Origin of the sequence: Rhizobium sp. 9140, assembly GCF_900067135.1 — a bacterium.
GTDB lineage: Bacteria > Pseudomonadota > Alphaproteobacteria > Rhizobiales > Rhizobiaceae > Ferranicluibacter.
This window is the reverse complement of the sequence record NZ_FJUR01000001.1, coordinates 2,058,927-2,085,776: the sequence shown is the minus strand read 5'-3', so window position 1 is coordinate 2,085,776 and position 26,850 is coordinate 2,058,927. Positions and strand designations below refer to the sequence as shown.

Below are 26,850 nucleotides of genomic sequence, written 5' to 3'. Positions count from 1 at the left end.
GAACCCGTCAGGTCGAGAAGCCCCTACGAGATCAGTTCGACATCGATCACGCCGGGGGCTGTCTTCAAGGCGGCGGCAATCTCGGCGGAGATGCGATATTTGTCGCCCAGTTCCACCTCGATCTCGCGCTGACCATTGTCCTTGACGATGATGAAGGACACCTGTCCGTCGCCTTTCGTGTTCAGATGCGTGGCAACGGAGCGGAGCGGGCCGCTGTCGCGGACATAGACGCGCAGTGCCTTCTGCATCTGGAACGAGCGCTCCTCCAGGGATTGCAGCGTCTGGATCCGCAGGCCGATCCCCTCCGGACGCTCCTCTGCCTGCACGGTCAGCACCAGCGACTTCCCCGGCTCCAGCAAATCGCGATATTGCTGCAGCATTTCGGAAAACAGAACGGCTTCGAACTGGCCGGACGAATCGGAAAAGGTGACGATGCCCATCTTGTTGCCGGTGCGCGTCTTGCGCTCCTGCTTCGATGTGACGGTGCCCGCAAGACGTCCAGCGGTATTGCCCTTTTTCACCGACAGAGCGAAGTCGGAAAAGGTCTGGCACCGGATCTTCGCCAGAAGCTCATTATAGGTATCGAGCGGATGAGCCGAGAGGTAGAAACCGAGCACCTGGAATTCCCGCTGGAGCTTCTCCGACGCCAGCCATGGCGTGAAATCCGGCAGGCCGATCTTTTCGGGTCCTGTGGCGGCGCCCGCGCCAAACATATCGTGCTGACCCTTGAGCCTGTTCTCGTTGGCAAACTGGGCAAAACCCAGGATCCGATCCAGACCCGTGACCAGCGCGGCCCGGTCATAGCCGAAACCATCGAAGGCGCCGGCGCAGATTAAGCTCTCGAACACGCGGCGGTTCAACAGCTTCGGGTCGATGCGCAGGCAGAAATCCTCAAGGCTTGCAAAGGGCGTTTCGCCCCGCATTGCCACGATATGCTCGACGGCCGCCTCGCCGACACCCTTAAGCGCCGAGAGCGAATAGAAGATACGGTTGTCGCCCGTCTCGAAGCGGCGGAACGAGGTCTGCACCGAGGGTGGCACTACGGTGATGCCGAGCCGGCCGGCATCCTGGCGGAAATCGACCAGCTTCTCGGTGTTCGCCATGTCGAGCGTCATGGACGCTGCGAGGAACTCGACCGGATAATGTGCCTTGAGGTAAGCCGTCTGATAGGAGACGATGGCGTAGGCCGCCGCGTGGCTCTTGTTGAAGCCGTAATTGGCAAATTTCGCGAGCAGATCGAAGATCATGTCGGCCTGAGGCTTCGCCACGCCATTCTTCACGGCGCCATCCACGAAGCGCGCCCGCTGCATGTCCATCTCGGCCTTGATCTTCTTGCCCATCGCGCGGCGCAGCAGATCGGCCTCGCCGAGAGAGTAGCCGGAGAGGACCTGGGCGATCTGCATCACCTGTTCCTGATAGACGATGACGCCCTGCGTCTCCTTCAGAAGGTAGTCGATGGTCGGGTGGATCGATTCGATCTCCTCCTCGCCATGCTTTCGCGCATTGTAGACGGGGATGTTTTCCATCGGACCCGGGCGATAGAGCGCGACGAGGGCGATGATATCCTCGATGCAATCCGGCCGCATGCCGATCAGCGCCTTGCGCATGCCGGCACTTTCCACCTGGAACACGCCGACCGTGTCACCCTTCGACAGCATCTCGTAGGTCTTGGCGTCGTCCAGCGGCAGCGCTTCCAGAGCGACATGGATGCCGCGCTTGGCGATGAAATCGACCGCCGTTTTCAGCACCGTCAGCGTCTTCAGGCCGAGGAAGTCGAACTTCACGAGGCCGGCCTGCTCGACCCACTTCATGTTGAACTGCGTCACCGGCATGTCGGATCGCGGATCGCGGTACATGGGCACGAGCTTCGACAGCGGCCGATCGCCGATCACGATGCCGGCGGCGTGGGTGGATGCGTGGCGGTAAAGGCCTTCGATCTTCTGGGCGATATCGAGCAGGCGGCCGATGACCGGCTCCTTGTCGACCTCTTCCTGAAAGCGTGGTTCGTCCTCGATCGCCTTGGCGAGCGTGACGGGGTTTGCCGGATTGTTCGGCACCATCTTGCAGATCTTGTCGACCTGCCCGTAGGGCATTTCCAGCACACGGCCGACGTCGCGAAGGGCAGCGCGCGCCTGTAGCGATCCGAACGTGATGATCTGTGCCACCTGCTCGCGACCATACTTGGCCTGCACGTACCGGATGACCTCTTCGCGACGGTCCTGGCAGAAGTCGATATCGAAGTCGGGCATCGACACGCGTTCCGGGTTGAGAAAGCGTTCGAACAGCAGCGAGAAGCGCAAGGGATCGACGTCGGTGATCGTCAGCGCATAGGCGACGAGCGAGCCCGCGCCCGAGCCGCGGCCCGGACCGACCGGGATGTCCTGCAACTTTGCCCACTTGATGAAGTCGGCAACGATGAGGAAGTAGCCCGGAAACTTCATGCGCTCGATGACGCCGAGTTCGAAATCCAGCCGCTCGCGATAGTCCGTCTCACTATAGCCCGGCGACAGGCCGAGTGTCTGCATCCGCTCCTCCAGTCCCTCAATGGCCTGGCGGCGAAGTTCGCGCGATTCGGCCCGTTCTGCCTCCGCCGGATCGTCGGACGCGCCGGTGAAGCGCGGCAGGATCGGCGCGCGGGTCTTCAGCACGAAGGTGCATCGCCGCGCAACCTCGATCGTGTTGTCGAGCGCTTCCGGCAGATCGGCGAACAGCTTCGCCATCTCCTGGCGGCTCTTCAGATAGTGGTCGGGCGTCAGGCGGAAGCGCGTGTCGTCGGAGACCATGGCGTTGTGCGCCACCGCCATCAGGGCGTCATGCGCATCGTAGTCGCCCGGCGTCGGGAAGAAAGGTTCGTTGGTCGCCACCAGCGGCAGTTCCAGCCGGTAGGCGAGATCGATCATCCGGTTCTCGTGCCGCTTGTCGTAGCGCCCGTGACGCTGCAACTCGACATAGAGCCGATCGCCGAACAGCTCCATCAGGCAGCGCGCCCGCGCCTCGCCGAGCGCCGTGTGCCCTGAGCGGATCGCGATGTCGATCGGCCCGCCGGATGCCCCCGTCAGAGCGATGAGGCCGTCTGTCCCGATCTCCTTCAGCCAGGACAGGCAGATGCGGACGCTCTGGTTGCCCTCCCCGCCGAGATAGGCGCGGCTGACGAGATCGACGAGATTGACATAGCCTGCATCCGTCGCTGCAATCAGCACGATGGCCGGAAGCTTCGCGAGGTGCTGAGCATGCCCGCGCTTCTCGCCTTCGACCTCATCCTCCATATCGAGCGACAGCTGGCAGCCAATCAACGGCTGGATGCCGTCGTCCATGCATTTCAAAGAGAATTCCAGCGCCGCGAACAGATTGTTCGTGTCGGCGATGCCGATGGCCGGCTGCGCGTCGGAGACCGCCTTGCCGATGATCTTCTTGATCGGAAGAGCGCCTTCCAGCAGCGAGAACGCTGAGTGGGTTCTTAGATGGACGAACTGCGGCCCCGGCTTGTCGCCATTGCCCGTCCCACCCGCAAAGCTCACGCCCGCATCCGCCATAGGTCACTCCGACTCTTGCATGAGATGAAAGCATACGCTCTTCAGGCTGACGAAGCGACAACGGCGTCGCGTTTCTCCCCCGGAACTTGCCGAGAGAGACCTGTGCCGTCTCAGAGACCGAGCAGAAGAATGGAAAAACTGGCAACGAACATGGCGACAGAGGTCAGTGCGGCGAGATCACGGAGGAAGTCAGACATGGCATGCTCCTTTTGGTTATGTTCTTTTTATGTACTCTTTTTGTTCCTTGATCAAGAGAGCATTTTCGGCAATGGTTAAGAAAATGCGGCGGACTCGAGGCAGCATTCCAAACCTGAAACGGAGACTATCATGCTCGACCATATCGGCTTTCCCGTTCGCGATTTCGTACGCGCTGCGGCCTTCTACGACGCGGCGCTGGCACCGCTCGGCATTGCGCGGCAGTTGGAGGTTACCGTGGAGATGAGCGGCAAGGAGGCACATCTCGGCTACGGAACGCCCGGCAGTCCATTCTTCTGGATCAGCAGCGGCAAGGCGATGTCCGGCGGGCTGCACGTGGCCTTTGCGGCGCAGAATCGCGGCCTCGTAGATGCCTTCCACGCCGCAGCCATCGCGGCCGGCGGGCGCGACAATGGCGCGCCCGGTCTACGGCCGCATTATCATGCGGATTATTACGGCGCGTTCGTGCTCGATCCGGATGGATATAATATCGAGGCCGTGTGCCACGGGGCGGCATAAGGCCGCGCGGCGCACCTCAGTCCAGTTCGACGACCTTGCCGTCCTGCAGCGTGATGCGGCGGTCCATCTTGGACGCCAGGTCGTAATTGTGGGTGGCAATCATCGCGGCAAGGCCGGATTGCTTGACGAGGGCTTTCAGCGCCTCGAAGACGTAGCCGGCCGTCTCCGGATCGAGATTGCCGGTGGGCTCGTCGGCCAGGAGCACGAAGGGCGCATTGGCGACGGCGCGGGCAATCGCCACGCGCTGCTGCTCGCCGCCCGAGAGCTCCGACGGCCGATGGTCGGCACGGTGGCCGATGCGCATGTAGTCGAGCAGAGCCGAGGCGCGTTCGCGCGCTTCCTTCTTGGAGAGGCCGGCGATCAGCTGCGGCATCATGATGTTTTCGACGGCCGTGAATTCCGGCAGCAGATGGTGGAACTGGTAGACGAAGCCGATCTCGTTACGGCGGATGGCGGTTCGCTCGGTATCGCCGAGCGAACCGCATGCGCGACCATTGATCGAGACCTCACCGGCATCGGGCCGCTCCAGCAGGCCGGCCAGATGCAGCAGCGTCGATTTGCCGGTGCCCGATGGCGCGACGAGCGCGACGGTCTGCCCGCCGAGAAGGCGAAAGTCGGCGCCCTTCAGGATCGAGAGCGCCTGTTCGCCCTGGCTGTAATGGCGCTCGACGCCGGAAAGCTCTAGTGCCACGCGAGGGGCCATCATATCGTTCCTGTCACTCGTAACGCAGCGCCTGGACCGGATCCAGTCGCGAGGCCCGCCAAGCGGGGAAGATGGTTGCCAGGAACGACAGTCCGATGGCCATGCCGACGACCGCGACGGTCTCGCCGAGGTTCATATCGGCGGGCAGCTGACTGAGGAAGTAGAGTTCCGGATTGAAGATCGTCGTGCCGGAGATCCATGAGAAGAACTGCCGGATGGATTCGATATTCAGGCACACGACGACGCCGAGCGCCACACCCGCCAGCGTTCCGACGATGCCGATGGCCGCGCCCGTCATGAAGAAGATGCGCATGACCGCGCCCGAGGACGCCCCCATGGTCCGCAGGATGGCGATGTCGCTGCCTTTGTCCTTCACCAGCATGATCAGGCCCGACACGATGTTGAGTGCGGCGACCAGAACGATCAGGGTCAGGATCATGAACATGACGTTGCGCTCGACCTGCAAGGCTGAGAAAAAGGTCTTGTTCCGGTCACGCCAGTCGCTGATCAGCACCTGCCTCTGGGCCGCGTCTTCCACCGGCTGGCGCAGGCTGTCGACGAGGTCCGGCTTCTCCACGAAAAGCTCGATGGATTGCGCGATTCCCTCTGCATTGAAGTAGAGCTGCGCCTCCTCCAGCGGCATGAAGATGATCGACGCGTCATATTCCGACATGCCGATCTCGAAGATCGCGGAGACGGTATAGGACTTCACGCGCGGATTGACGCCCATGGGCGTCACATCGCCTTCAGGCGCCACCAGCGTGATGGTACTGCCAGCCTGGAGACCAAGCTGATCGGCCATGCGAGAGCCGATGGCGACGCCGCCGCCCGTCGCATAGCCGGTGAGGTCACCCGATTTCAGATGATCGGAGATCGACTTCATCTTCACGAGATCGTCGGCGCGTACGCCGCGCACGAGTGCGCCCGTCCCTGCCCCGCCGGGGCCGGAGGCCAGCGTCTGCCCCTCGATCATCGGGATCGCCATGGTGACGCCCTTGATGCCGGAAAAGCGCGTGGCCAGATCCGCGTAATTGTCCAGCGGGCCATCCAGCGGCTGCACGATCATGTGGCCGTTGATACCGAGAATGCGGGAGATGAGCTCCGTGCGAAACCCGTTCATGACAGCCATGACGATGATGAGCGTGGCCACGCCGAGCATGATACCGATGAAGGAGAAGCCGGCGATGACGGAGATGAACGCTTCCTTGCGGCGCGAGCGCAGATAGCGCCAGGCGACCAGCCGCTCGAAGGTCGAGAACGGACGGCTGGATGCAGCCTTCGACGGTTTGTCACCGGACGGCGTTTCCCTCGGCGGCGCGCCCTTCGAGGCTGTCTTCAGTCCAGCCTTGGGCGGCGTTGCCGATGCCTTTGCCGGTCTCGGGTCCGTGGAAGGGGCGCTCATGCCTTGTCCTTATTTCGCAGCGGTCAGCTTGTTGATCGCAGCTTCGATGGTCATGGTCTCGCGCGCACCGGTCTTGCGGTCCTTCAGCTCGACCTCGCCAGCCGCAACCGCGCGGGGTCCCGCGATGATCTGCGTGGGCACGCCGATGAGATCGGCCGTCGCGAACTTGGTGCCCGCCCGGTCGTCGGTGTCGTCGTAAAGCGTGTCGATGCCGGCCTTGGCAAGGGCCGCGTAGATCGTCTCGCAGGCAGCATCGCAGGCTGCATCGCCAGCCTTCATGTTGATGATAATGGCATCGAACGGCGCGACGGAGGCCGGCCAGATGATGCCATTCTCGTCATGCGACGCCTCGATGATCGCCGGCACAAGGCGCGTCGGCCCGATGCCGTAGGAGCCCATATGGACCAGATGTTCCTTGCCATCGGGGCCTTGAACCTTGGCGCCCATGGGCTCGGAGTATTTCGTACCGAAGTAGAAGATGTGGCCGACCTCGATGCCGCGGGCCGAAAGGCGCTCGCTTTCGGGAATGGCATCGAAGGCTGCCTCGTCGTGCATTTCCGACGTTGCGGCATAGACGGAAGTCCACTGGTCGAAGACAGCCTGCAGAGCAGAGACGTCATCGAAGTCCGTCGTTTCCGCCGGGATATCGAAGTTCACGAAATCGCGGTGGCTGTACACCTCGGACTCGCCGGTATCGGCAAGAATGATGAACTCATGGCTGAGATCGCCGCCGATCGGGCCGGTATCCGCCCGCATCGGGATGGCGCGCAGGCCGAGCCGCGAAAAGGTGCGCAGGTAGGCGGTGAACATCTTGCGATAGGAATGCTCGGCACCTTCCTTGGTGAGGTCGAAGGAGTAGGCGTCCTTCATCAGGAACTCGCGCGAGCGCATGGTGCCGAAGCGCGGACGGATCTCGTCGCGGAACTTCAGCTGGATGTGATAGAGGTTCAGCGGCAGGTTCTTGTAGGACTTGACCGACGAGCGGAAGATGTCGGTGATCATCTCCTCGTTGGTCGGGCCGTAGAGCATGGGGCGCTCCTGCCGGTCCTTGATGCGCAGCATTTCCTTGCCATAATCGTCGTAGCGCCCGCTTTCCTGCCAGAGTTCTGCCGACTGGAGCGTCGGCATGGAGAGCTCGATGGCGCCGGCGCGGTTCTGCTCCTGGCGGATGATGCCATTGACCTTGTCGAGCACGCGCTTACCGAGCGGCAGCCAGGAATAGATGCCTTGGCTCTGCTGGCGGATCATGCCGGCGCGCAGCATCAGGCGATGCGAGACGATCTCCGCTTCCTTGGGGTTTTCCTTCAGGATCGGCATGAAATAGCGGGACAGACGCATGAACAGGTTCCGGAGTGGCGCCTTCCGTCTAAGCACGGATTCGGGCGAAATGAGGTTTGCTTACGACCTGTGCCTTGTGCGGGGCCGTATGGACGAACAGCGGACGATGCGATCCGATCTTCGAATCCCGCAACACCCACGCTGCAGGTCTTAAACGCTTCGCGGCGGGATGAAAACCCGTGTGGGGCCGAGTGGCGCGCAGAGCCTGCGGCATAGGCAACCTGCCCGCTTTCTGCGACAGATCGAAGCAGGAAAAGGGAGCGCGAGTAACGGCAAATGACCTCTTCATGTCAATGAATATTTTTTGCTGGACTGTAGCATAAATGCAAAAAAATCAGATGACACTCGGCGGGATTTGAGTTAGTTTCAGCCCACAAAACAGGCAGGAAGATTAAATTCTTGTCGACGTCGCGGAAAAAGTCTTGGGAGGATCAGATCTTAGGCGCGGTCATACGCAGCCACCGGCAACGGTTACGGGTCACGCGATTGCTTAAAGAACAAGGCTTTTAGCCTTGTTTTTTTTTGCTTTTCGACATCTGCTTAGGGAATGATGGGCAGCGATCATCCGCCGTATGCCGACACAAGCGCCCCCTTTGCATCCGCCCGAGTATCTGCCAAACTATTGGGCAAATGCTTGGACGCGAAAAAGATCATTCAATCAGCACAAGGTTACTCGCCCTCGCCCGTTGGCTGCTTCCTCAATAGAACTTCGGTGCGAATTGCGGGATCGCGTCGATCCCGTATCCGTAGCGAACGGACAGCACATACCAGACGATATGAATCACGGCAGCCAAGATCGTCGTTAGTCCGAAAATGCGCAATGCGCGAAACCGTGCGGGAGCGCTTTCCACACTTCCAGGCACCACATCGCTCTCGTCTGCCTGCGTGCGCAAACCGATCGGCAGAACGATGAAGAGCGTCATCCACCAGATGATGAAGTAGATGGCGAAGACGGAAAAGATCGGCATGACGACATCCCGGTTAAGAACCTGACCGCTCTTATACGCCGTGGCGGGCCACGCCGGAAGTCGGACGTACATGAAAAGGCCTCCGGTGCTGCCGCGCCGGAGGCCTTTTCTGATTCACGCAGAACAGCTTGGCGTTAGGACATGCGGTTAATGAAGACGGTGACGACCGGCTTCTTGCCCCAGACATCGTTCGCCGTGCCGCGAATGGCGCGACGAACCGCTTCCTGCACCATGGCGAGATCCTTGCGACGCGCGCGCGGAATGCTCTCGACTGCGCCGAGGACCGCGTCGTACAGCGTATCGTTCATGTCCTCGCCCTCGTCGTCGAACTCGGGCAGACCGATCGGCACGACGATCGGGTCGGAGGCGAAGTCGTAGCGCGCATCGAGCACGACATTCACAGCCACGTGGCCGGCAAAAGACAGCTTGCGGCGGTCGCCGATGCCCATCTCCTGGAAGTCGCCGATCAGCCCGCCATCCTTGAAGATGCGGCCGTGCGGTGCTTCGCCGATGACCTGCGCCATGCCGGGTGCGAGCCGCAGGATGTCACCGTTGCGGACACGCGGCACATTCGCGATGCCGGACTGGAGCGCAAGCTCCATCTGCCCGACGAGGTGTGCCGCTTCGCCGTGCACCGGCACCAGCAGCTTCGGGCGGATCCACTGGTACATCTGCTTCAATTCGTTGCGGCGGGGGTGGCCCGACACGTGCACGAGCGCATCGCTATCGGTAACGATCAGGATGCCCTGTTCGATCAAGCCGTTCTTTATCTCGTTGATGGCCTTTTCGTTGCCGGGGATGGCGCGCGAGGAAAAGACGACGGTGTCGCCGGCGGTGAAGGCCACATTGCGCATCTCGTCTCGGGCGATCTTGGCCAGCGCGGCGCGGGGCTCGCCCTGGCTGCCGGTGAGGATGACCACGACCCGGTCGCGCGGGATGAAGCCAAACTCGTCTTCGCTGATGAACGGCGGAATGCCTTCCATCAACCCGACGTCCCGGGCGACCTGCACCACGCGCTTCATGGACGAGCCCATCAGCAGCACTTCGCGGCCGGCCCCCGCCGCGGCCTTGGCGATCGAACGGATACGGCCGACATTGGACGAGAACGTCGTGATCGCCACACGGCCTTCCGCTGCGCGGATGACCTTTTCGAGGCTGACGGACACTTCCTCTTCAGAGGGCGAGACGCCGTCGCGCAGCGCGTTGGTCGAATCGCACATCAGCGCCAACACGCCTTCGTCGCCCACAGCCGTGAACCGGTCACCATCCGTCAAAGGTCCGAGCGACGGCGCGTGGTCGATCTTCCAGTCGCCCGTGTGGACAAGATTGCCGAGCGGCGTGCGGATGACAAGCGCCATCGGCTCGGGGATCGAGTGATTGACGCCAACGGCCTCGACCTCGAACGGGCCGATCTGAAGGCGGTCGCCCTGCTTGAAGATGGTGATCGGCACCTCGTTGCGGCTGCGCTCGTATTGGCGCTTCGCCTCCAGCATGCCGGCCGTGAAGGGCGAGGCATAGACGGGAACATTGAGGCCCGGCCAGAGGTCGGACAGGGCGCCGTAGTGATCCTCATGCGCATGCGTGATGACAATGCCCTTGAGGCTCTTGAGCTTGTCGGCAAGGAAGCGGATGTCAGGCAGGACGAGGTCCACACCCGGAAGGTCCGGCCCCGGGAAGGTCACGCCGCAATCGACCATGATCCATTCGCGGTTGGCCGCGGGGCCGTAACCATAAAGTGCGAGGTTCATGCCGATTTCGCCTACGCCGCCGAGCGGCAGGAAAACCAGTTCGTTTTTCTCAGTCATCAGAGAATTATGCCTTGTTTCATCCGAAAAAGACATCGCCGGCGGCTATGTGCCGGCGCATGCCATTTTCATCCGTGAGAATTAATTGGCCGGAGCCGTCGATATCGTCAAAACGTCCATGGATGGACCGATCCGGAAGGTTGACCGTGATGGGACGACCGATGCCCACGGCATGCTGCCGCCAGCGCGCGATGATGTCGCCGATCCCGAGACCGCCATTCCAGATGCCGAGCGTTTCGGCCATGGTCATGAAAAGATGTGCGAAGAGTTCCTGCGGCGAGGCGGAAGACCCTTCGCTGCGCAGATAGGTCAGCGGATAAAGACCGTGGTCCGGCGCGCTGACGACGTTGATGCCGCAGCCGATCACCAGAGCATATCGCCCATCCGTAAGACGTTCGCCTTCGAGCAGAATGCCGCAGGTCTTCTGCCCGCCGATCAGGATGTCGTTCGGCCACTTGATCTCCGCAGCCCGTGCGCCTGCTGGCAGGACGGCCTGCATCGCATTGCGAACGGCCACGGCGACCGCAAGCGGTAGCGACTGGATCATCTCCAGCGGCGCGGGGTCGATCAGGAGCAGTGAGGAATAGAGATTGCCGGGTTCCGAACTCCAGGCACGACCACGCCGGCCGCGACCATCGGTCTGCCGGCCGGCTGTGATCCAGAGGTTCCCCGGATCGCCTGCGCGCGCACGCGCAAGGCACTCGGTGTTGGTGGAGCCCACCTCGTTCAGGGCGACGTGGCGGAAGTCGTCAACGGACATGCGGGTGAGCCGGCTCTGGCCGCTCAAAAGAATGTCCGGGCAGCAGCCTCGGCCGCTGCACCGATCGGTCCGCCGACGATAACATAGCCGACGATGAAGAGTCCGGAGAGGCCATAGACCAGCTTCAGCGAACCGGACGGGCGGGCGAACTCGCCGGCCGGCTCATCGAACCACATCAGCTTGATGACGCGCAGATAGTAGTAGGCACCAACGACGGAGGCGAGAACGCCGATGACGGCAAGCGCATAGAGCTTGGCTTCGATCGCCGCCATGAACACGAAGTATTTGGCGAAGAAACCGGCCAACGGCGGAATGCCGGCGAGCGAAAACATCAGGATCGTCAGCACAACGGCCATGAAGGGGTTCGTCTGCGACAGGCCAGCGAGATCGTCAACCTGCTCGACGTGGTGACCTTCCTTGCGGCGCATGGCGAGGATGCACGCGAAGGTGCCGAGCGTCATGACCATGTAGATCAGCATATAGAGAACGACACCGCGCACGCCCGCCATGGAACCGGCGGACAGGCCGACCAGCGCATAGCCCATGTGGCCGATGGAGGAATAAGCCATCAGGCGCTTCAGGTTCTTCTGGCCGATGGCGGCAAACGAGCCGAGCACCATGGAGGCGATGGAGATGAAGACGATGATCTGCTGCCAGTCGAGCTGGATGGGCTCGAACGCGGTGATGACGACGCGCACCAGCATAGCGATCGCGGCAATCTTCGGGGCGCCGGCGAAGAAGGCGGTAACCGGCGTCGGCGCACCTTCGTAGACGTCCGGCGTCCACATGTGGAACGGCACGGCCGAGATCTTGAAGGCGACACCGGCAAGCACGAACACAAGGCCGAAGACAAGGCCGAGCGAGCGGCCATCCGCCGTCAGTGCCGTTGCGATTTCCACGAAGCCGGTGTGGCCGGTGAAGCCGTAGACCAGCGACATGCCGTAGAGCAGCATGCCGGAGGAGAGCGCACCGAGGACGAAGTATTTTAGGCCGGCTTCGGTCGAACGCAGATCGTCCCGGTTCATGGCAGCGACGACATAGGCTGCGAGCGACTGTAGTTCCAACGCCATGTAGAGCGACATCATGTCGTTGGCCGAAATCATCAGCAACATGCCGAGAGTCGCGAGAACCACGAGAACCGGATATTCGAACCGGTCGAGACCGAAGATCTTCGCCTGCCCTGCCGACAGGAAGAGCGCGACGATGGATGCGAACAGGGTCAGCATCTTCATGAAGCGGGCGAAGGGATCGGCGACGAAGGCGCCGTTATAGGCGACGCCGTCGCCCGTGTTCGCCAGCAGAACGCCCGCAACGACCAAGAGCGCGATCGCTAGCCAGGTAACGAGACCGGAGGACCGTTCCCCCGTGAAGACGCCGATCATCAGGAGCGCGAGCGCACCGATGGCGAGCGTCACTTCCGGAAGCGACAGATGGAGACTAGCGATCAGAATATCAGCGTTCATGTTTCTCTCGCCCCGTCGTCAGTTTGCCGAGAGCGCAAGGGACTGCGCTGCCTGAACGGCGGTCGTGTAGTTATTGACCAGCACATCGACGGAAGCCGCCGTGGCATCGAAGACAGGCGCCGGATAGACGCCGAAGAAGATAGTGAGCACCGCGAGCGGGTAGAGGATCACCTTTTCGCGCGGCGACAGGTCGAGCAGAGCCTTCAGCTTTTCCTTCTCAAGCGCACCGAACATCACGCGGCGATAAAGCCACAGCGCGTAGCAGGCCGAGAGAATGACGCCGGTCGTGGCGAAGAAAGCGACCCAGGTGTTTGCCTGGAAGGCGCCGAGCAGGGTCGTGATTTCCCCGACAAAGCCGGAGGTGCCGGGAAGGCCGACATTCGCCATGGTGAAGATCATGAAGATCACGGCGTATTTCGGCATGTTGTTGACGAGCCCACCATAGGCCGAGATCTCGCGGGTATGTAGACGATCGTAGACTACGCCGACGCAGAGGAAGAGCGCGGAGGAAACGATGCCGTGCGACAGCATCTGAAAGATCGCACCTTGCACGCCCTGCACATTGGCCGCAAAGATGCCCATCGTCACATAGCCCATATGGGCGACCGAGGAGTAAGCAATCAGCTTCTTGATGTCCTGCTGCATCATCGCGACCAGCGAAGTGTAGATGATGGCGACGACGGACAGGGTGAAGACCAGCGGCGCAAACTGATCGGATGCGAGCGGGAACATGCCGAGCGAGATGCGGACCATGCCATAGCCGCCGAGTTTCAACATGACACCGGCAAGGATAACGGAACCAGCCGTCGGCGCCTGAACGTGCGCATCCGGCAACCAGGTGTGCACGGGCCACATCGGCATCTTCACGGCGAAGGCCGCAAAGCAGGCGAGCCAGAGCCAGGTCTGCATACCAGCGGGGAAGCCGGCCTTCAGAAGTTCGACCATGTCAGTTGTGCCGGTCTGCCAGTACATCGCCATGATGGCGAGCATCATCAGCACCGAGCCGAACAACGTGTAGAGGAAGAACTTGTAGCTCGCATAAACGCGCTCCTTGCCGCCCCAGACGCCGATAATGACGAACATCGGGATCAGGGTCGCTTCGAAGAACACGTAGAAGAGAACGATATCCAGCGAGACGAACACGCCGGTCATGACGACCTGCAGCAACAGGAAGGCAATCATGTAGGACTTGATGCGCTTTTCCACCGAATGCCAGCTGGCCAGCACGCAGAAGGGCATCAGGAAGGTCGTGAGGATGACGAACAGCATGGAGATGCCGTCGACGCCCAGATGGTAGGAAATGCCGGTGCCGAGCCAGGCGTGCCGCTCGACCATCTGGAAACCGGGGTTCGCATTGTCGAACCCGGCCCAGATGAACAGGGACAGCAGAAAGGTGACGACCGTCGTTGCGAGCGAGATGTTGAGCACGTTGCGGCGACCGGCGGCGCTGTCGTCGCGCATCAGAAGCAAGAGCACAACGCCGACCAGCGGCAGGAAGGTGACCGCCGAGAGAATGGGCCAATCGGTCATCAGAAGGAGCTCCCGAGCATCATCCAGGTAACGAGTGCGGCAATGCCGATCAGCATCACGAACGCATAGTGATAGAGGTAACCGGTCTGCAGACGCACGACACCGCGCGTGACGTCCATGACCCGGGCGGCAACGCCGTTCGGACCGAAGCCGTCGATGACCCGACCGTCACCTTCCTTCCACAGGAAGGTGCCGAGGCGCTTGGCGGGGCGCACGAACAGGACGTCGTACAGCTCGTCGAAGTACCACTTGTTCAAGAGGAACTGATAGAGGCTGCGATGCTGGCGCGCCAGCGCCTTCGGCGTTTCCGGCGACTTGATGTAGAAGTACCAGGCCGTGACGAACCCGAGCACCATGGCGATGAACGGGCTGAGAGCAACCAGAGCCGGAACATGGTGGAATTCCTCCAGCAGTTCGTTCTCAGGCGAGGTAAACAACGCACCCTGCCAGAACTCAGCATATTCGTGGCCGTAGAAATAGCCTTCGCCGAGGACACCCGCGACGACGGCGCCGAAGCCGAGCACGAACAGCGGCAGCAGCATGACCATCGGCGATTCATGCACATGATGCATGACCTCGTGGCTAGCGCGCGGCTTGCCGAAGAAGGTCATGAACATCAGGCGCCAGGAATAGAAGCTCGTGAACAGCGCGGCGATGACCAGCAGCGTGAAGGCGAAGCCCGACAGCGGCGAGTGCGATGCGTAGGTCGCCTCGATGATCACGTCCTTGGAGAAGAAGCCGGCAAAGCCGACCGGTGTGAAGGGAATGCCGACGCCAGTGATGGCGAGGGTTCCGATCAGCATCATCGCAAACGTGATTTTGATGTGCGGGCGGAGGCCGCCCATGTGACGCATGTCCTGCTCACCATCGACGGCATGAATAACCGAGCCGGCGCACAGGAACAAAAGCGCCTTGAAGAAAGCATGCGTGAAGAGGTGGAACACGGCCGCGCCATAGGCACCGACGCCGAGTGCGACGAACATGTAGCCCAGTTGCGAACAGGTCGAATAGGCGATGACGCGCTTGATGTCGTTCTGCACCAGACCGACGGTGGCTGCGAAGAAGGCGGTGATCGCACCGATCAGTGTCACGACCGTCAGGGCGGTCGGCGACAGTTCGAACACTGGCGACATGCGGGCGACGAGGAAAACGCCGGCGGTGACCATGGTCGCGGCATGAATGAGCGCGGAGACCGGGGTCGGGCCTTCCATGGCGTCCGGTAGCCATGTGTGCAGCAGAAACTGTGCTGATTTACCCATGGCGCCCATGAAGAGCAATAGTGCAACGCCGGTGACGGCATCGGCGCGATCGAGATGCATGCCGAACAGGGTGATGACCGGCTCGGCGGCGTTGGCCGCACCTTCGGCCGGCAGGTAGGTCGCGGCCGTTGCGAAGATCGTTTCGAACGAGATCGAGCCGAAGAGAACGAAGACGCCGAAGATGCCGAGCGCGAAGCCGAAGTCGCCGACGCGGTTGACGATGAACGCCTTCATGGCCGCAGCACTTGCCGATGGCTTCTTGTACCAGAAGCCGATCAGCAGGTAGGACGCGAGACCCACGCCTTCCCAGCCGAAGAACATTTGCAGCAGATTGTCGGACGTCACCAGCATCAGCATGGCGAAGGTGAAGAGCGAGAGGTAGGCGAAGAACCGCGGGCGGTGCGGATCGTGGTGCATGTAGCCGATCGAGTACAGGTGCACGAGGAACGACACCGTGTTGACGACCATGAACATGACCGCCGTCAGCGTGTCGACGCGGAACGCCCATTCCGCATCAAAGCTGCCGGTCTGGATCCAGCGCATGACGAAGACTTTGATCATCTCCGTTTCGCCAAGACCGACGTGGAAGAAGACGACCCAGGAAAGGACGGCAACGATGGCCATGAGGCCGGTGGTCACGTACTCCGAAGCCTTGGCGCCGATCTTCGTTCCGAAGAGCCCCGCGATCAGGAAGCCGATGAGCGGCAGGAAGACGACCGCTTTGATGATGGTATCCATGGCCGATCAGCCCTTCATCATGTTGACGTCTTCGACCGCGATGGAACCGCGGTTACGATAGAAGACGACGAGAATTGCAAGTCCGATGGCAGCTTCCGCCGCGGCAACCGTCAGAATGAACAGCGCGAACACCTGGCCGGTAATATCGTTGAGGAACGACGAGAAGGCGACCATGTTGATGTTGACGGCGAGCAGGATGAGCTCCACCGACATCAGGATGACGATGATGTTCTTGCGGTTGAGGAAGATGCCGAAGACGCCCAGCGTGAACAGGATGGCGCTGACGGTCAGATAGTGGGAAATACCGATTTCCATGATGTGATGTCCTTGACCTTCAGTACCGGCTCAGAGCCCCTGCCCCGGCTTGACCTTCACCACCTCGACGGCGGTGGCGGGCACGCGGGCGACCTGTTCGGAAATGTTCTGGCGCTTGATGTTCGGGCGATGGCGCAGCGTGAGCACGATCGCGCCGATCATGGCGACGAACAGCACGAGACCGGCAATCTGGAAGTAGTAGATGTAGTGGGTATAGATGACGTCGCCGAGGGCGGCGGTATTGGTACGGTCGGTCACGGCCGGGATCGGCATTGACACGGTCTTGGCGATCTCCGGCGAGAAGGTGCTGCCCGCAACGACGATGATCAGCTCGGCCGCAAGGATCAGACCGACGAGCGCGCCCACCGGAGCATAATCGAGCACGCCCGAACGCAGTTGATTGAAGTCGATGTCGAGCATCATCACGACGAAGAGGAAGAGGACCGCGACGGCGCCGATGTAGACGACGAGCAGGATCATCGCGAGGAACTCGGCCCCTGTCAGCAGGAACAGACCTGCCGAGTTGAAGAAGCACAGGATGAGGAACAGGACCGAATAGACGGGGTTCCTGGCCGAAATCACCATGAACGCCGATGCGACGGCGATGAAGGCGAAGAGATAGAAGAATAGAGTCTGCAGACCCATGACCGGTGCCTTTTTCGTCTTCCCCGGAACGGCGTACCTTTGCGCAATCCGTTCCCGGCCGACCGGAGAGGTCCGGTCGACACCCAAATTTTCAGTGTCTCGCCGCCCGGGCGGGCGACGCTTCGCCGAGATGGCGCCGTAGCCTCAGCGGTACGGCGAGTCCATGCCGATGTTGCGGGCGATTTCGCGCTCCCAACGGTCGCCGTTCGAAAGAAGGCGGTCCTTGTCGTAGTACAACTCTTCGCGCGTCTCGGTGGCGAATTCGAAGTTCGGCCCTTCGACGATGGCGTCGACCGGGCAGGCTTCCTGGCAGAAGCCGCAATAGATGCACTTCACCATGTCGATGTCGTAACGCACCGTGCGGCGGGTGCCGTCATTGCGGCGCGGGCCGGCCTCGATGGTGATGGCCTGGGCGGGACAGATCGCCTCGCACAGCTTGCAGGCGATGCAACGCTCTTCCCCGTTGGGGTAGCGACGCAGAGCATGCTCCCCGCGGAAACGCGGGCTGATGGGACCCTTTTCGAACGGGTAGTTCAGCGTCGCCTTCGGTGCGAAGAAATAGCGCATCGACAGGAAGAACGCGCCAACGAACTCCTTGAGGAACAGCGATCTGACGGCTTGCGAAATGGCGGCCATCATTTACCTCCGAATGAGCTGGCCCGGGAGACGCCAGCGACTGTCGCGAAGCTGCGGACGGGCATCAGGCCCATCCGCCGAGCTTCAGCGTAATTGCAACGATAAAGACCATGACGAGCGACAGGGGCAGGAACACCTTCCAGCCGAGACGCATCAGTTGGTCGTAGCGGTAGCGCGGCACGAATGCCTTGACCATCGCGAACATGAAGAACACCAGAGAGGCCTTCAGCACGAACCAGATGATGCCAGGTACCCAGTTGAGGAACCAGACGTCCACCGGAGGCAGCCAGCCGCCGAGGAAGAGGATCGTGGTGAGGGCGCACATCAGGCAGATGGCAGCGTACTCGCCGAGCATGAACATCATGTAGGGGGTCGAGCCGTACTCGACCATGAAGCCGGCGACGAGTTCGGACTCGGCTTCCACCAGGTCGAATGGCGGGCGGTTCGTCTCGGCCAGCGCCGAGATGAAGAACACGATGAACATCGGGAACAGCGGCAGCCAGTACCAGTCGAGGAAAGAGCCCGGCAGGCCCATCATCGTACCCAGGCCGTCACGCTGCGAATTGACGATGTCGGTCAGGTTCAGCGAGCCGACGCAGAGCAGCACGGTGACGATGACGAAGCCGATCGAAACCTCATAGGACACCATCTGTGCCGCCGACCGAAGTGCCGACAGGAACGGGTATTTGGAGTTCGACGCCCAGCCACCCATGATGACGCCGTAGACTTCGAGCGAGGAGATGGCGAGCACGTAGAGGATGCCGACATTGATGTTCGCCATCACCCAGTTGTCGTTCAGCGGAACGACGGCCCAGGCGGCGAGCGCGAGCGTCACTGATACCAGCGGCGCCAGAAGGAAGAGAACCTTGTTGGCGCCGGCGGGAATCACCGGCTCCTTGACGACGAACTTCAAAAGATCGGCGAAGGACTGGAAAAGGCCGAAGGGACCCACCACGTTGGGACCACGGCGCAGCTGCACCGCTGCCCAGATCTTGCGGTCCGCCAGGAGGATATAGGCGATGAAGATCAGGAGAGCGACCAGCAGCAGAAGCGACTGGCCGATCATGATGGCCGCCGGCCAGACATAGGTCGAAAGAAAACCGTCCATGGTGCCTTATTCTCCCGCGCTCATTCCGCTGCCGCTTTGAAATTATTGCGAGCCAGCGCCGAACATTCGGCCATGACCGCAGAAGCGCGCGCTATCGGGTTCGTCAAATAGAAGTCTTTCACCGGAGACGCAAACGCGGATTTGGTCATCTCACCGGCTTTTTGTGCGAGTGCGGCAATTTCGCCGTCAACGGCCTCGGCAATCGCGTCGACGTCGCCGAAATGCGGGAATTCTGAAACCAGCTTGCGACGCAGCTCAGTGAGCGAATCGAAAGGCAGCTTTTTACCCAGCACGTCGGAGAGAGCGCGCAGGATCGCCCAGTCTTCGCGGGCCTCGCCAGGTGCAAAGCCGGCACGGTTGCCCATCTGGACGCGACCCTCGGTGTTGACCCAAAGGCCCGACTTTTCGGTATATGTCGCGCCGGGAAGAATAACGTCGGCACCATGGGCGCCATTGTCGCCGTGCGAGCCGATATAGACCGTAAAGCCGCTGGCGCGCGCTGCCAGATCGATCTCGTCGGCGCCGAGCAGGAAGAGCACGTCCGTGCCGGTCACCATCTCATGCGCCGTCTTGCCGTTTGCGCCGGGTACGAAACCGAGATCGAGGCCGCCGACGCGGGCTGCCGCCGTATGCAGCACGGCAAACCCGTTCCACCCTTCGGAAACAGCGCCGATCGCACCGGCAAGCTTTGCAGCGGACGCGAGAACGGACGCGCCGCCTTCGCCAATCAGGGCGCCCTGCCCGATGATGATCATCGGACGCTCGGCCTTCGTCAGAACTTCATAGAAGCTGCCACGGCCGGCCAGCAGTTCGCCGAGCGAATCCGTGCCGGCGCCGAGATACTCGTAGGAATAGCGCAGTTCTGCCGCTTCGCCGATGACGCCGATCGGGAACGTGCTCATGCGGAAGCGCTTGCGAATGCGCGCGTTCAGCACAGAGGCTTCGAAGCGCGGATTTGCACCGATGATCAACAGAGCGTCAGCGTTTTCAATGCCTTGAATGGTGGGATTAAACAGATAGCTCGAACGGCCGAGCGCCGGGTCGAGCGCTGCACCGTCCTGACGGCAATCGATATTCGCGGAACCGAGCGCCGTCATCAGGCCCTTCAGCGCATACATTTCCTCGACGGATGCGAGGTCGCCGGCAATCGCGCCGATACGGTCGCCGCTGGTCTTTGCCACGGCAGCCTTGATGGCGGCGAAGGCCTCGCCCCAGTTCGCGGGCTGAAGACGACCGTCCTTCTTCACGTAAGGTCGATCGAGACGCTGCGTCTTCAGGCCATCCCAGATGAAGCGGGTCTTGTCGGAGATCCACTCTTCGTTGATCTCCTCGTTGATCCGCGGCATGACGCGCATGACCTCACGGCCGCGCGTATCGACACGGATGGCCGATCCCACGGCGTCCATGACGTCGATCGATTCGGTCTTGCCGAGCTCCCATGGACGCGCGTTGAACGCATAGGGCTTGGAGGTCAAGGCGCCCACTGGGCAGAGATCGACCACGTTGCCCTGAAGCTCCGACGTCATCGCCTGCTCGAGATAGGTCGTGATTTCCGCGTCTTCGCCACGGCCGATAAGGCCGAGTTCGGCGATGCCGGCGACTTCGGTGGTGAAGCGGACGCAGCGCGTGCAGTGAATGCAGCGGTTCATCACCGTCTTGACCAGCGGGCCGATATACTTGTCTTCGACGGCGCGTTTGTTCTCGTTGTAGCGGGTCGAGTCGACACCGAAGGCCATGGCCTGGTCCTGCAGGTCGCACTCGCCGCCCTGGTCGCAGATCGGGCAATCCAGCGGATGGTTGATCAGCAGAAATTCCATGACGCCTTCGCGGGCCTTCTTGACCATTGGGGTGGTCGTGAAGACTTCCGGGGTCTCGCCATTCGGGCCGGGGCGCAGGTCGCGCACGCCCATGGCGCAGGACGCCGCCGGCTTCGGCGGACCGCCCTTCACCTCGATCAGACACATGCGACAATTGCCGGCAACCGACAGCCGCTCGTGAAAACAGAAGCGCGGAACCTCGGCGCCGGCTTCCTCGCATGCCTGAAGCAGCGTGAAATGATCCGGGACTTCGATCTCTTTTCCGTCGACTTTCAGCTTTGCCATCTTCGCACTCAATCCTGTCCTCTTCCGCCGGTCTTCAAGCGACGGATCGATCGTCAAAGGGCCTTATCGGCCCAATCTGTCCCGAGGCCATCGGCCTCGATCATCCCTGTGGGCCACGGCCCCTAAAGCTTTGGCCGCCGTCGCCGAAACATGTCGGTTCGGCATCGGCTCTCAACTCTTTGCGAGCACCTTGGCCTGTTCGATCCACCGATCCCTAACGATACGGCCGCTCGCGCTCAACTCTCGGTCGAACCGGGCAATATCGCTCTCGTCCCAAGCCGCAATTTCGCTGAACCGCGTGACATCGAGACTTTTCAGAACCTGCTCCAGCTTCGGGCCGATGCCGGAAATCTTTTTCAGATCGTCTGCGGCCTTGCCGCGGCGGGCACGCGCAGACTTTGCAGCCGGGCTTGCCCCCTTCGCGGCCCGCGGCGAAGCCTTGGCGACGGCGGCAGAGGCTCGTGCCACCACGGCAGCCGTCGCTTCCGCAGCATCAGCCACGAGATCGGCGACCGGCTTTTCCGCAGCCTCGGCATCCGCTTTCGGCTTCTCCACCTCGGCCACGTCACCGGCAGGTTCCGTCGTCTCGGTTGCGGCAGATGCCACCCCCTGCCCTGCCTGCCGCTCTGCCTCGGCGGCTGCCTTTTGCGCCGCCTCCATGAACCCCTGCATAGCACCGAGCATAAAGCCGGCGAAGTGGCTTGCCATTCCGAAGCCCATCGCCGCTGCCGCCGCAACCGAAGCCGTGGGGTGTTGCATCAGAGGCGGCAAGGGCGGCCCGCCCTCTTTCGTCCAGCCGGCAAAGCCCGCGGGATCGCCCTTTGACGACGAAGAAGAGCCCTGCGCGTCCGCGGGACCGGCCTGCTCATCGTCATAAGGCGATGTTGACATCCTGTTACTCCGCGGCTTGCAGAACAGCGCCATGCGTGGAGGCGTTGCGGGTGTATTCATCGATCCGCGCTTCCATCTCGGGACGGAAGTTGCGAATCAGGCCTTGGATCGGCCACGCCGCTGCGTCGCCGAGCGCGCAGATCGTATGACCTTCGACCTGTTTCGTCACGTCGAACAGCATGTCGATTTCGCGCTTCTGCGCGCGACCCTGAACCATGCGTTCCATAACGCGCATCATCCAGCCGGTGCCTTCACGGCATGGTGTGCACTGGCCGCAGCTCTCATGCTTGTAGAAGGCTGCCAAGCGCCAGATGGCCTTGATGATGTCGGTCGAGCGATCCATGACGATGATCGCAGCGGTACCAAAGGACGACTTGACGTCGCGCATTCCGTCGAAATCCATCGGTGCATCGATGATATGTTCGGCTTTTACCACAGGACAAGACGAGCCGCCCGGAATGACCGCCAGCAGATTGTCCCAGCCGCCGCGGACGCCGCCGCAATGGCGCTCGATCATCTCGCGGAACGGCGTTCCCATCGCGTCCTCGAAGGTGCACGGCTTGTTGACATGGCCGGAGACCATGAACAGCTTCGTGCCGACATTGTTCGGACGGCCGATAGACGAGAACCAGCCCGCGCCGCGACGAAGGATCGTGGGTGCAACCGCGATCGATTCGACGTTGTTGACCGTCGTGGGGCAACCGTAGAGACCCATGTTCGCCGGGAACGGCGGCTTCAGACGCGGCTGGCCTTTCTTGCCCTCCAGGCTTTCGAGCAGAGCCGTTTCCTCGCCGCAGATATAGGCGCCGGCGCCATGGTGAACGAAGATCTCCATGTCCCAGCCGAGCTTGTTGTTGGCGCCGAGGAGGCCCGCATCGTAGCATTCGTCGATCGCGGCCTGCAGCGCTTCGCGTTCACGCATATATTCGCCGCGCACATAGATGTAGGCAGCATGTGCACCCATGGCGAAGCTGGCGATGACACAGCCTTCGATCAGCGTGTGCGGATCGTGACGCATGATGTCCCGGTCCTTGCAAGTGCCGGGCTCGGATTCGTCGGCATTGACGACGAGGTAATGCGGGCGTCCGTCGCTTTCCTTCGGCATGAACGACCATTTGAGACCTGTCGGAAAGCCGGCGCCGCCGCGACCGCGCAGACCGGAGGCCTTCATCTCGTTGATGATCCAGTCACGACCTTTTTCCAGGATCTGCTTGGTGCCGTCCCAGTGGCCGCGCGACATCGCGCCCTTCAACGACTTGTCGTGAAGGCCGTAGAGATTGGTGAAGATGCGATCTTTATCGTCAAGCATGGCTCAGTCCGCCGATTCTTCGAGAATATGGATCCGCCGTCAAAGCGGGTCAGTCCTTGCGTCCATTGGTCAGGCTGCCGTCGTCCGCCTCTTGGCACCGGTCGTCGGCGGCTGCCGATCCTTCCGGTGTACAAGGCTTCGCAGCCCGTGGCCAGAGCCACCGTGCGCCGGACCCGGCGCGAGGTGCCCAGCCGTTATATCATTTTGCCTCGGGCGCCGGCTTGCCGGCACCGGCCGTCAGGTCGGTCTTCTCGCCGCCTTCGGGCGTGTCCACGGATGCAGCATCCTTGGTCTCGCCACCTTCCTTCTTGGAATTGGCGGCCGACTCACTCTTGGCGGTGGCCGGCGTCTTCATCGTCGGATTTGTTTCGGCATCCGTGCTCTTCGGGCGGCCGGCTTCCGACGGGGGAACCGAAGCCCCCTCCTGCGGCGCGGGCGGTGCCGGGGGCTCGGTCACCTGATTGCGCTGCGGCGTCGGCTCTTCGGTCAGCGTCGTCAGGCCGTCGATCGGAGCGGAAAAGATGCGGTCGATCTGCGGGCCAGGGACGATCTCCGCGCCACGGCCGGCGTCGAACGTATCGATGATCTCTTCCAGACGCTCGACCGTGAGGTCTTCGTAGCTGTCCTTGAAGATCATCACCATCGGCGCATTGACGCAGGCGCCCTGACACTCGACCTCTTCCCAAGAGAGCGTGCCGCTCTCGTTCTGGGTCAGCGGCTGGCCGTGGATCTTGCGCTTGCAGAGCGCGATCAGCTCTTCCGAACCGCGCAGCATGCAGGGCGTGGTGCCGCACACCTGGATATGCGCCCGGGTGCCGATCGGCTTTAGCTGGAACTGGGTATAGAAGGTCGCGACTTCGAGAACGCGGATGTAGGGCATGTCAAGCATGTCGGCGATACTCTCGATCGCGGCCTTGGTGACCCAGCCGTCCTGCTCCTGCGCCCGCATCAGAAGCGGGATGACAGCGGACTGCTGGCGGCCTTCCGGGTACTTCCGGATCGTGGTCTGCGCCCAAGCAGCATTCGCATCGCTGAACGCGAACTGCTGCGGCTGGACGGCTACATCGGCTAGTCGACGAACGGACATTGTTACCGCACCCTATTTCAGTTTCTCGATCCGGCGAACATGCTGTTGAACAGCGGCTCGGGTCCGGAGGAATTTTGTTCGCGGCGATCGGCCGCAGCGGAAGACTGCCCGTTCGTGGCCGACTGGGCCAGGAGACGGTCGAGCGTCTGGATGACGAAGCGGCGGGCGGCGACGGAGCGGTCCAGCATCAGCGATCCACCTCCCCGAACACGATATCCAGCGAGCCGAGGATGGCCGAAACGTCGGCAAGCTGGTGGCCACGACAGATATAATCCATCGCCTGCAGATGGGCGTAACCCGGCGCACGGATCTTGCAGCGATATGGCTTGTTGGTCCCGTCCGACACGAGATAGACGCCGAACTCGCCCTTCGGCGCTTCGACAGCGGCGTAAACTTCGCCGGCCGGCACATGGTAGCCTTCGGTATAAAGCTTGAAGTGGTGGATCAACGCTTCCATCGACCGCTTCATCTCGCCCCGCTTCGGCGGAACGACCTTGCCGTCGAGCGAGGAGACCGGGCCGACCTTCGCGTCGCCCAGAAGACGATCCACGCACTGGCGCATGATCTTTGCCGACTCGCGCATCTCGATCATGCGGATGAGATAGCGATCGTAGCAGTCGCCGTTCTTGCCGATCGGAATGTCGAAATCCATGTCGGCGTAGCACTCATAAGGCTGCGACTTGCGCAGATCCCATGCGGCGCCCGAACCACGGACCATGACGCCCGAGAAACCCCAGGCCCAGCAGTCCTCGAGGCTGACGACACCGATATCGACGTTGCGCTGCTTGAAGATGCGGTTGCCGGTCAGGAGTTCGTCGATATCATCGACGGTCTTCAGGAACGGATCGATCCACTTGCCGATATCCTCGACCAGTTCGTGCGGCAGATCCTGATGCACGCCGCCCGGTCGGATGTAGGCCGCATGCATGCGCGAGCCGGAGGCGCGCTCATAGAATACCATCAGCTTCTCGCGCTCTTCGAAGCCCCAGAGCGGCGGCGTCAATGCGCCAACGTCCATGGCCTGCGTGGTCACGTTCAGCAGATGCGACAGGATGCGGCCAATTTCGGAATAGAGCACGCGGATCAACTGCCCACGGATCGGCACCACCGTGCCGGTCAGCTTTTCCACGGCGAGCGAGAACCCGTGTTCCTGGTTCATCGGCGCCACGTAGTCGAGGCGGTCGAAATATGGCAGAGCCTGAAGATAGGTCTTGGCCTCGATCAGCTTCTCGGTGCCGCGGTGCAGCAGGCCGATATGCGGATCGACCCGCTCGACGATCTCCCCGTCAAGCTCCAGCACCAGGCGCAAAACGCCATGCGCCGCCGGGTGCTGTGGCCCGAAGTTGATATTGAAGTTGCGGATGTTGTGTTCGTTCATTCGCTTCGCGCTCCGCAGTGATCAGTAAGCCGTAAGTCGTAAGCAGAGAAGTGTCGTTTCATCGAAATCACTGCTCGTTCTCCTTGCGCTGAACCGCGCGAATGAGACCACTGATCATTTTACCATTCTCTTCGCACTGTTTCAGCATTTCCTCTGAAGCATAGGCATCCATCAATCCAACGCGTTGGCAGATGATCAGATGCGTCTCGAGCTCCTTAAGAGATCCTTGTGCAACCTTCAGAAACTGAACAAAAGAACCACGGCTGTTTCGGCCATACCCTTCTGCGATATTCGCTGCGACCGAGACCGACGACCGCCTCATCTGGCTGGCCATACCGTAAATTTCCGACTTCGGAAAATCGTTGGTCAGCGTGTAACATTCGACACTGAGGTCTATAGCGGCTTGCCACACCCTGAGATCGCGGTAGGATTTGATCTCTTGGCTCTCCACGGCGGCAATTCACCCTCGTATCAAACGATCCTACTCACAACTTACGGCTCACCGAACATCACTTCGCCTTCTCATCCCCCGGCAACACATAATCCGTCCCCTCCCAGGGAGACAAAAAATCGAAGTTGCGAAATTCCTGCTTGAGTTCGACCGGCTCGTAGACCACGCGCTTGGCTTCGTCGTTGTAGCGCACTTCGACATAGCCCGTTAGCGGGAAATCCTTGCGCAGCGGGTAACCCTCGAAGCCGTAGTCAGTGAGGATACGGCGAAGGTCCGGGTGGCCGGTGAAAAGGATACCATACATGTCGTAGGCTTCGCGCTCGAACCAGTCGGCGCCGGGAAAGACGCTGCAAATCGAGGGAACGGGCTCTTCTTCCGACGTTGCGACCTTGACGCGAATGCGGAGGTTCTGTTTCGGCGACAGGAGGTGGTAGACCACATCGAAGCGCTCGGCACGCGCGGGATAATCCACGCCGCAGACGTCGATGATGTTGACGAAACCGCAGCGGGCGTCGTCGCGCAGGAAGGTCAGAAGCGCGACGATGTTCTCGCCGGTCGTCGCCAGCGTCAGATCGCCGAAAGCGATCGTCGCTTCAGCGAAAAGGGCGCCCTTGGTTTCCCGAAGGTAGGTCGCGAGGCTGTTCAGAGCTTCACTCATTTCGTGTCCTTATCCGGATGACCATCGAGACTCAGCCCCATGTGGCCTAGAATCCCC

At 61.5% G+C, this 26,850-nt stretch carries 22 protein-coding genes and 1 pseudogene; 1 reads left to right on the top strand and 22 read right to left on the bottom strand.

Annotated elements, in window-relative coordinates; translation table 11 throughout:
- Positions 1-23 precede the first annotated feature (23 nt).
- On the bottom strand, positions 24-3,533 hold the full coding sequence (dnaE, locus tag GA0004734_RS09745) for a DNA polymerase III subunit alpha (RefSeq protein ID WP_092933303.1): 3,510 nt from the start codon (positions 3,531-3,533) through the stop codon (positions 24-26).
- 327 nt (positions 3,534-3,860) lie between these two features.
- Between dnaE and GA0004734_RS09740 the strand changes: the two genes are divergently transcribed.
- On the top strand, positions 3,861-4,247 hold the full coding sequence (locus GA0004734_RS09740) for a VOC family protein (RefSeq protein WP_092933301.1): 387 nt from the start codon (positions 3,861-3,863) through the stop codon (positions 4,245-4,247).
- Between the two features lie 16 nt (positions 4,248-4,263).
- On the opposite strand, the gene GA0004734_RS09735 is transcribed toward GA0004734_RS09740, so the two are convergent.
- The 21 genes and pseudogenes from GA0004734_RS09735 to GA0004734_RS09640 all read right to left on the bottom strand — a co-directional run bounded on the left by GA0004734_RS09735 (position 4,264) and on the right by GA0004734_RS09640 (position 26,793).
- On the bottom strand, positions 4,264-4,950 hold the full coding sequence (locus GA0004734_RS09735) for an ABC transporter ATP-binding protein (protein WP_092936134.1): 687 nt from the start codon (positions 4,948-4,950) through the stop codon (positions 4,264-4,266).
- A 13-nt stretch (positions 4,951-4,963) separates the two neighbouring features.
- On the bottom strand, positions 4,964-6,352 hold the full coding sequence (locus tag GA0004734_RS09730) for a lipoprotein-releasing ABC transporter permease subunit (protein ID WP_245292388.1): 1,389 nt from the start codon (positions 6,350-6,352) through the stop codon (positions 4,964-4,966).
- Between the two features lie 9 nt (positions 6,353-6,361).
- Complete coding sequence (gene proS / locus GA0004734_RS09725) at positions 6,362-7,690, bottom strand: proline--tRNA ligase (protein WP_092933299.1); 1,329 nt, start codon at positions 7,688-7,690, stop codon at positions 6,362-6,364.
- 698 nt (positions 7,691-8,388) lie between these two features.
- A complete protein-coding gene (locus tag GA0004734_RS09720; RefSeq protein WP_175386477.1) occupies positions 8,389-8,658 on the bottom strand; it encodes a DUF1467 family protein in 270 nt (89 codons plus the stop codon).
- 134 nt (positions 8,659-8,792) lie between these two features.
- Positions 8,793-10,463: a ribonuclease J gene (locus GA0004734_RS09715; protein WP_092933295.1), complete on the bottom strand. Its 1,671-nt coding sequence runs from the start codon at positions 10,461-10,463 to the stop codon at positions 8,793-8,795.
- 19 nt (positions 10,464-10,482) lie between these two features.
- A complete protein-coding gene (locus tag GA0004734_RS09710; protein WP_092936131.1) occupies positions 10,483-11,223 on the bottom strand; it encodes a biotin--[acetyl-CoA-carboxylase] ligase in 741 nt (246 codons plus the stop codon).
- Between the two features lie 23 nt (positions 11,224-11,246).
- Entirely contained in the window at positions 11,247-12,686 is a 1,440-nt protein-coding gene (gene nuoN / locus GA0004734_RS09705) for an NADH-quinone oxidoreductase subunit NuoN (RefSeq protein WP_092933293.1), read from the bottom strand.
- 18 nt (positions 12,687-12,704) lie between these two features.
- Positions 12,705-14,216 (bottom strand): NADH-quinone oxidoreductase subunit M, encoded by a 1,512-nt coding sequence (locus GA0004734_RS09700; protein ID WP_092933291.1) that lies wholly within the window; start codon positions 14,214-14,216, stop codon positions 12,705-12,707.
- Positions 14,216-16,213, bottom strand: coding sequence for an NADH-quinone oxidoreductase subunit L (gene nuoL, locus GA0004734_RS09695; RefSeq protein WP_092933289.1), 1,998 nt, complete (start codon positions 16,211-16,213; stop codon positions 14,216-14,218). Before nuoL ends, GA0004734_RS09700 begins: the two co-directional genes overlap by 1 nt.
- A gap of 6 nt (positions 16,214-16,219) precedes the next feature.
- The gene (gene nuoK, locus GA0004734_RS09690) at positions 16,220-16,528 is read right to left on the bottom strand and encodes an NADH-quinone oxidoreductase subunit NuoK (RefSeq protein ID WP_062468393.1); all 309 of its coding nucleotides are present in this window, start codon (positions 16,526-16,528) and stop codon (positions 16,220-16,222) included.
- Positions 16,529-16,558: 30 nt separating this feature from the next.
- Positions 16,559-17,173, bottom strand: coding sequence for an NADH-quinone oxidoreductase subunit J (locus GA0004734_RS09685; protein WP_062596635.1), 615 nt, complete (start codon positions 17,171-17,173; stop codon positions 16,559-16,561).
- Between the two features lie 144 nt (positions 17,174-17,317).
- Positions 17,318-17,809 carry an NADH-quinone oxidoreductase subunit NuoI gene (gene nuoI / locus GA0004734_RS09680; protein ID WP_092933287.1) on the bottom strand — a complete coding sequence of 164 codons (492 nt, stop codon included), beginning with the start codon at positions 17,807-17,809 and terminating at the stop codon, positions 17,318-17,320.
- A gap of 64 nt (positions 17,810-17,873) precedes the next feature.
- Entirely contained in the window at positions 17,874-18,917 is a 1,044-nt protein-coding gene (gene nuoH, locus GA0004734_RS09675; protein ID WP_062596636.1) for an NADH-quinone oxidoreductase subunit NuoH, read from the bottom strand.
- 20 nt (positions 18,918-18,937) lie between these two features.
- Positions 18,938-21,019, bottom strand: coding sequence for an NADH-quinone oxidoreductase subunit NuoG (nuoG, locus tag GA0004734_RS09670; RefSeq protein WP_092933285.1), 2,082 nt, complete (start codon positions 21,017-21,019; stop codon positions 18,938-18,940).
- A 171-nt stretch (positions 21,020-21,190) separates the two neighbouring features.
- Positions 21,191-21,910 (bottom strand): hypothetical protein, encoded by a 720-nt coding sequence (locus tag GA0004734_RS09665; RefSeq protein WP_092933283.1) that lies wholly within the window; start codon positions 21,908-21,910, stop codon positions 21,191-21,193.
- 4 nt (positions 21,911-21,914) lie between these two features.
- Positions 21,915-23,219: an NADH-quinone oxidoreductase subunit NuoF gene (gene nuoF, locus GA0004734_RS09660; RefSeq protein ID WP_092933281.1), complete on the bottom strand. Its 1,305-nt coding sequence runs from the start codon at positions 23,217-23,219 to the stop codon at positions 21,915-21,917.
- Positions 23,220-23,517: 298 nt separating this feature from the next.
- Positions 23,518-24,306: pseudogene (gene nuoE / locus GA0004734_RS09655) on the bottom strand (NADH-quinone oxidoreductase subunit NuoE); the annotation flags it as partial.
- A 17-nt stretch (positions 24,307-24,323) separates the two neighbouring features.
- On the bottom strand, positions 24,324-24,494 hold the full coding sequence (locus GA0004734_RS25935; RefSeq protein WP_165906706.1) for a hypothetical protein: 171 nt from the start codon (positions 24,492-24,494) through the stop codon (positions 24,324-24,326).
- Complete coding sequence (locus GA0004734_RS09650; RefSeq protein WP_092933277.1) at positions 24,494-25,684, bottom strand: NADH-quinone oxidoreductase subunit D; 1,191 nt, start codon at positions 25,682-25,684, stop codon at positions 24,494-24,496. Before GA0004734_RS09650 ends, GA0004734_RS25935 begins: the two co-directional genes overlap by 1 nt.
- Before the next feature lie 67 nt (positions 25,685-25,751).
- Positions 25,752-26,135, bottom strand: a complete 384-nt coding sequence (locus GA0004734_RS09645) for a four helix bundle protein (protein ID WP_092933275.1) — start codon at positions 26,133-26,135, stop codon at positions 25,752-25,754.
- Positions 26,136-26,193: 58 nt separating this feature from the next.
- Entirely contained in the window at positions 26,194-26,793 is a 600-nt protein-coding gene (locus GA0004734_RS09640; protein ID WP_092933273.1) for an NADH-quinone oxidoreductase subunit C, read from the bottom strand.
- Positions 26,794-26,850: the final 57 nt, after the last annotated feature.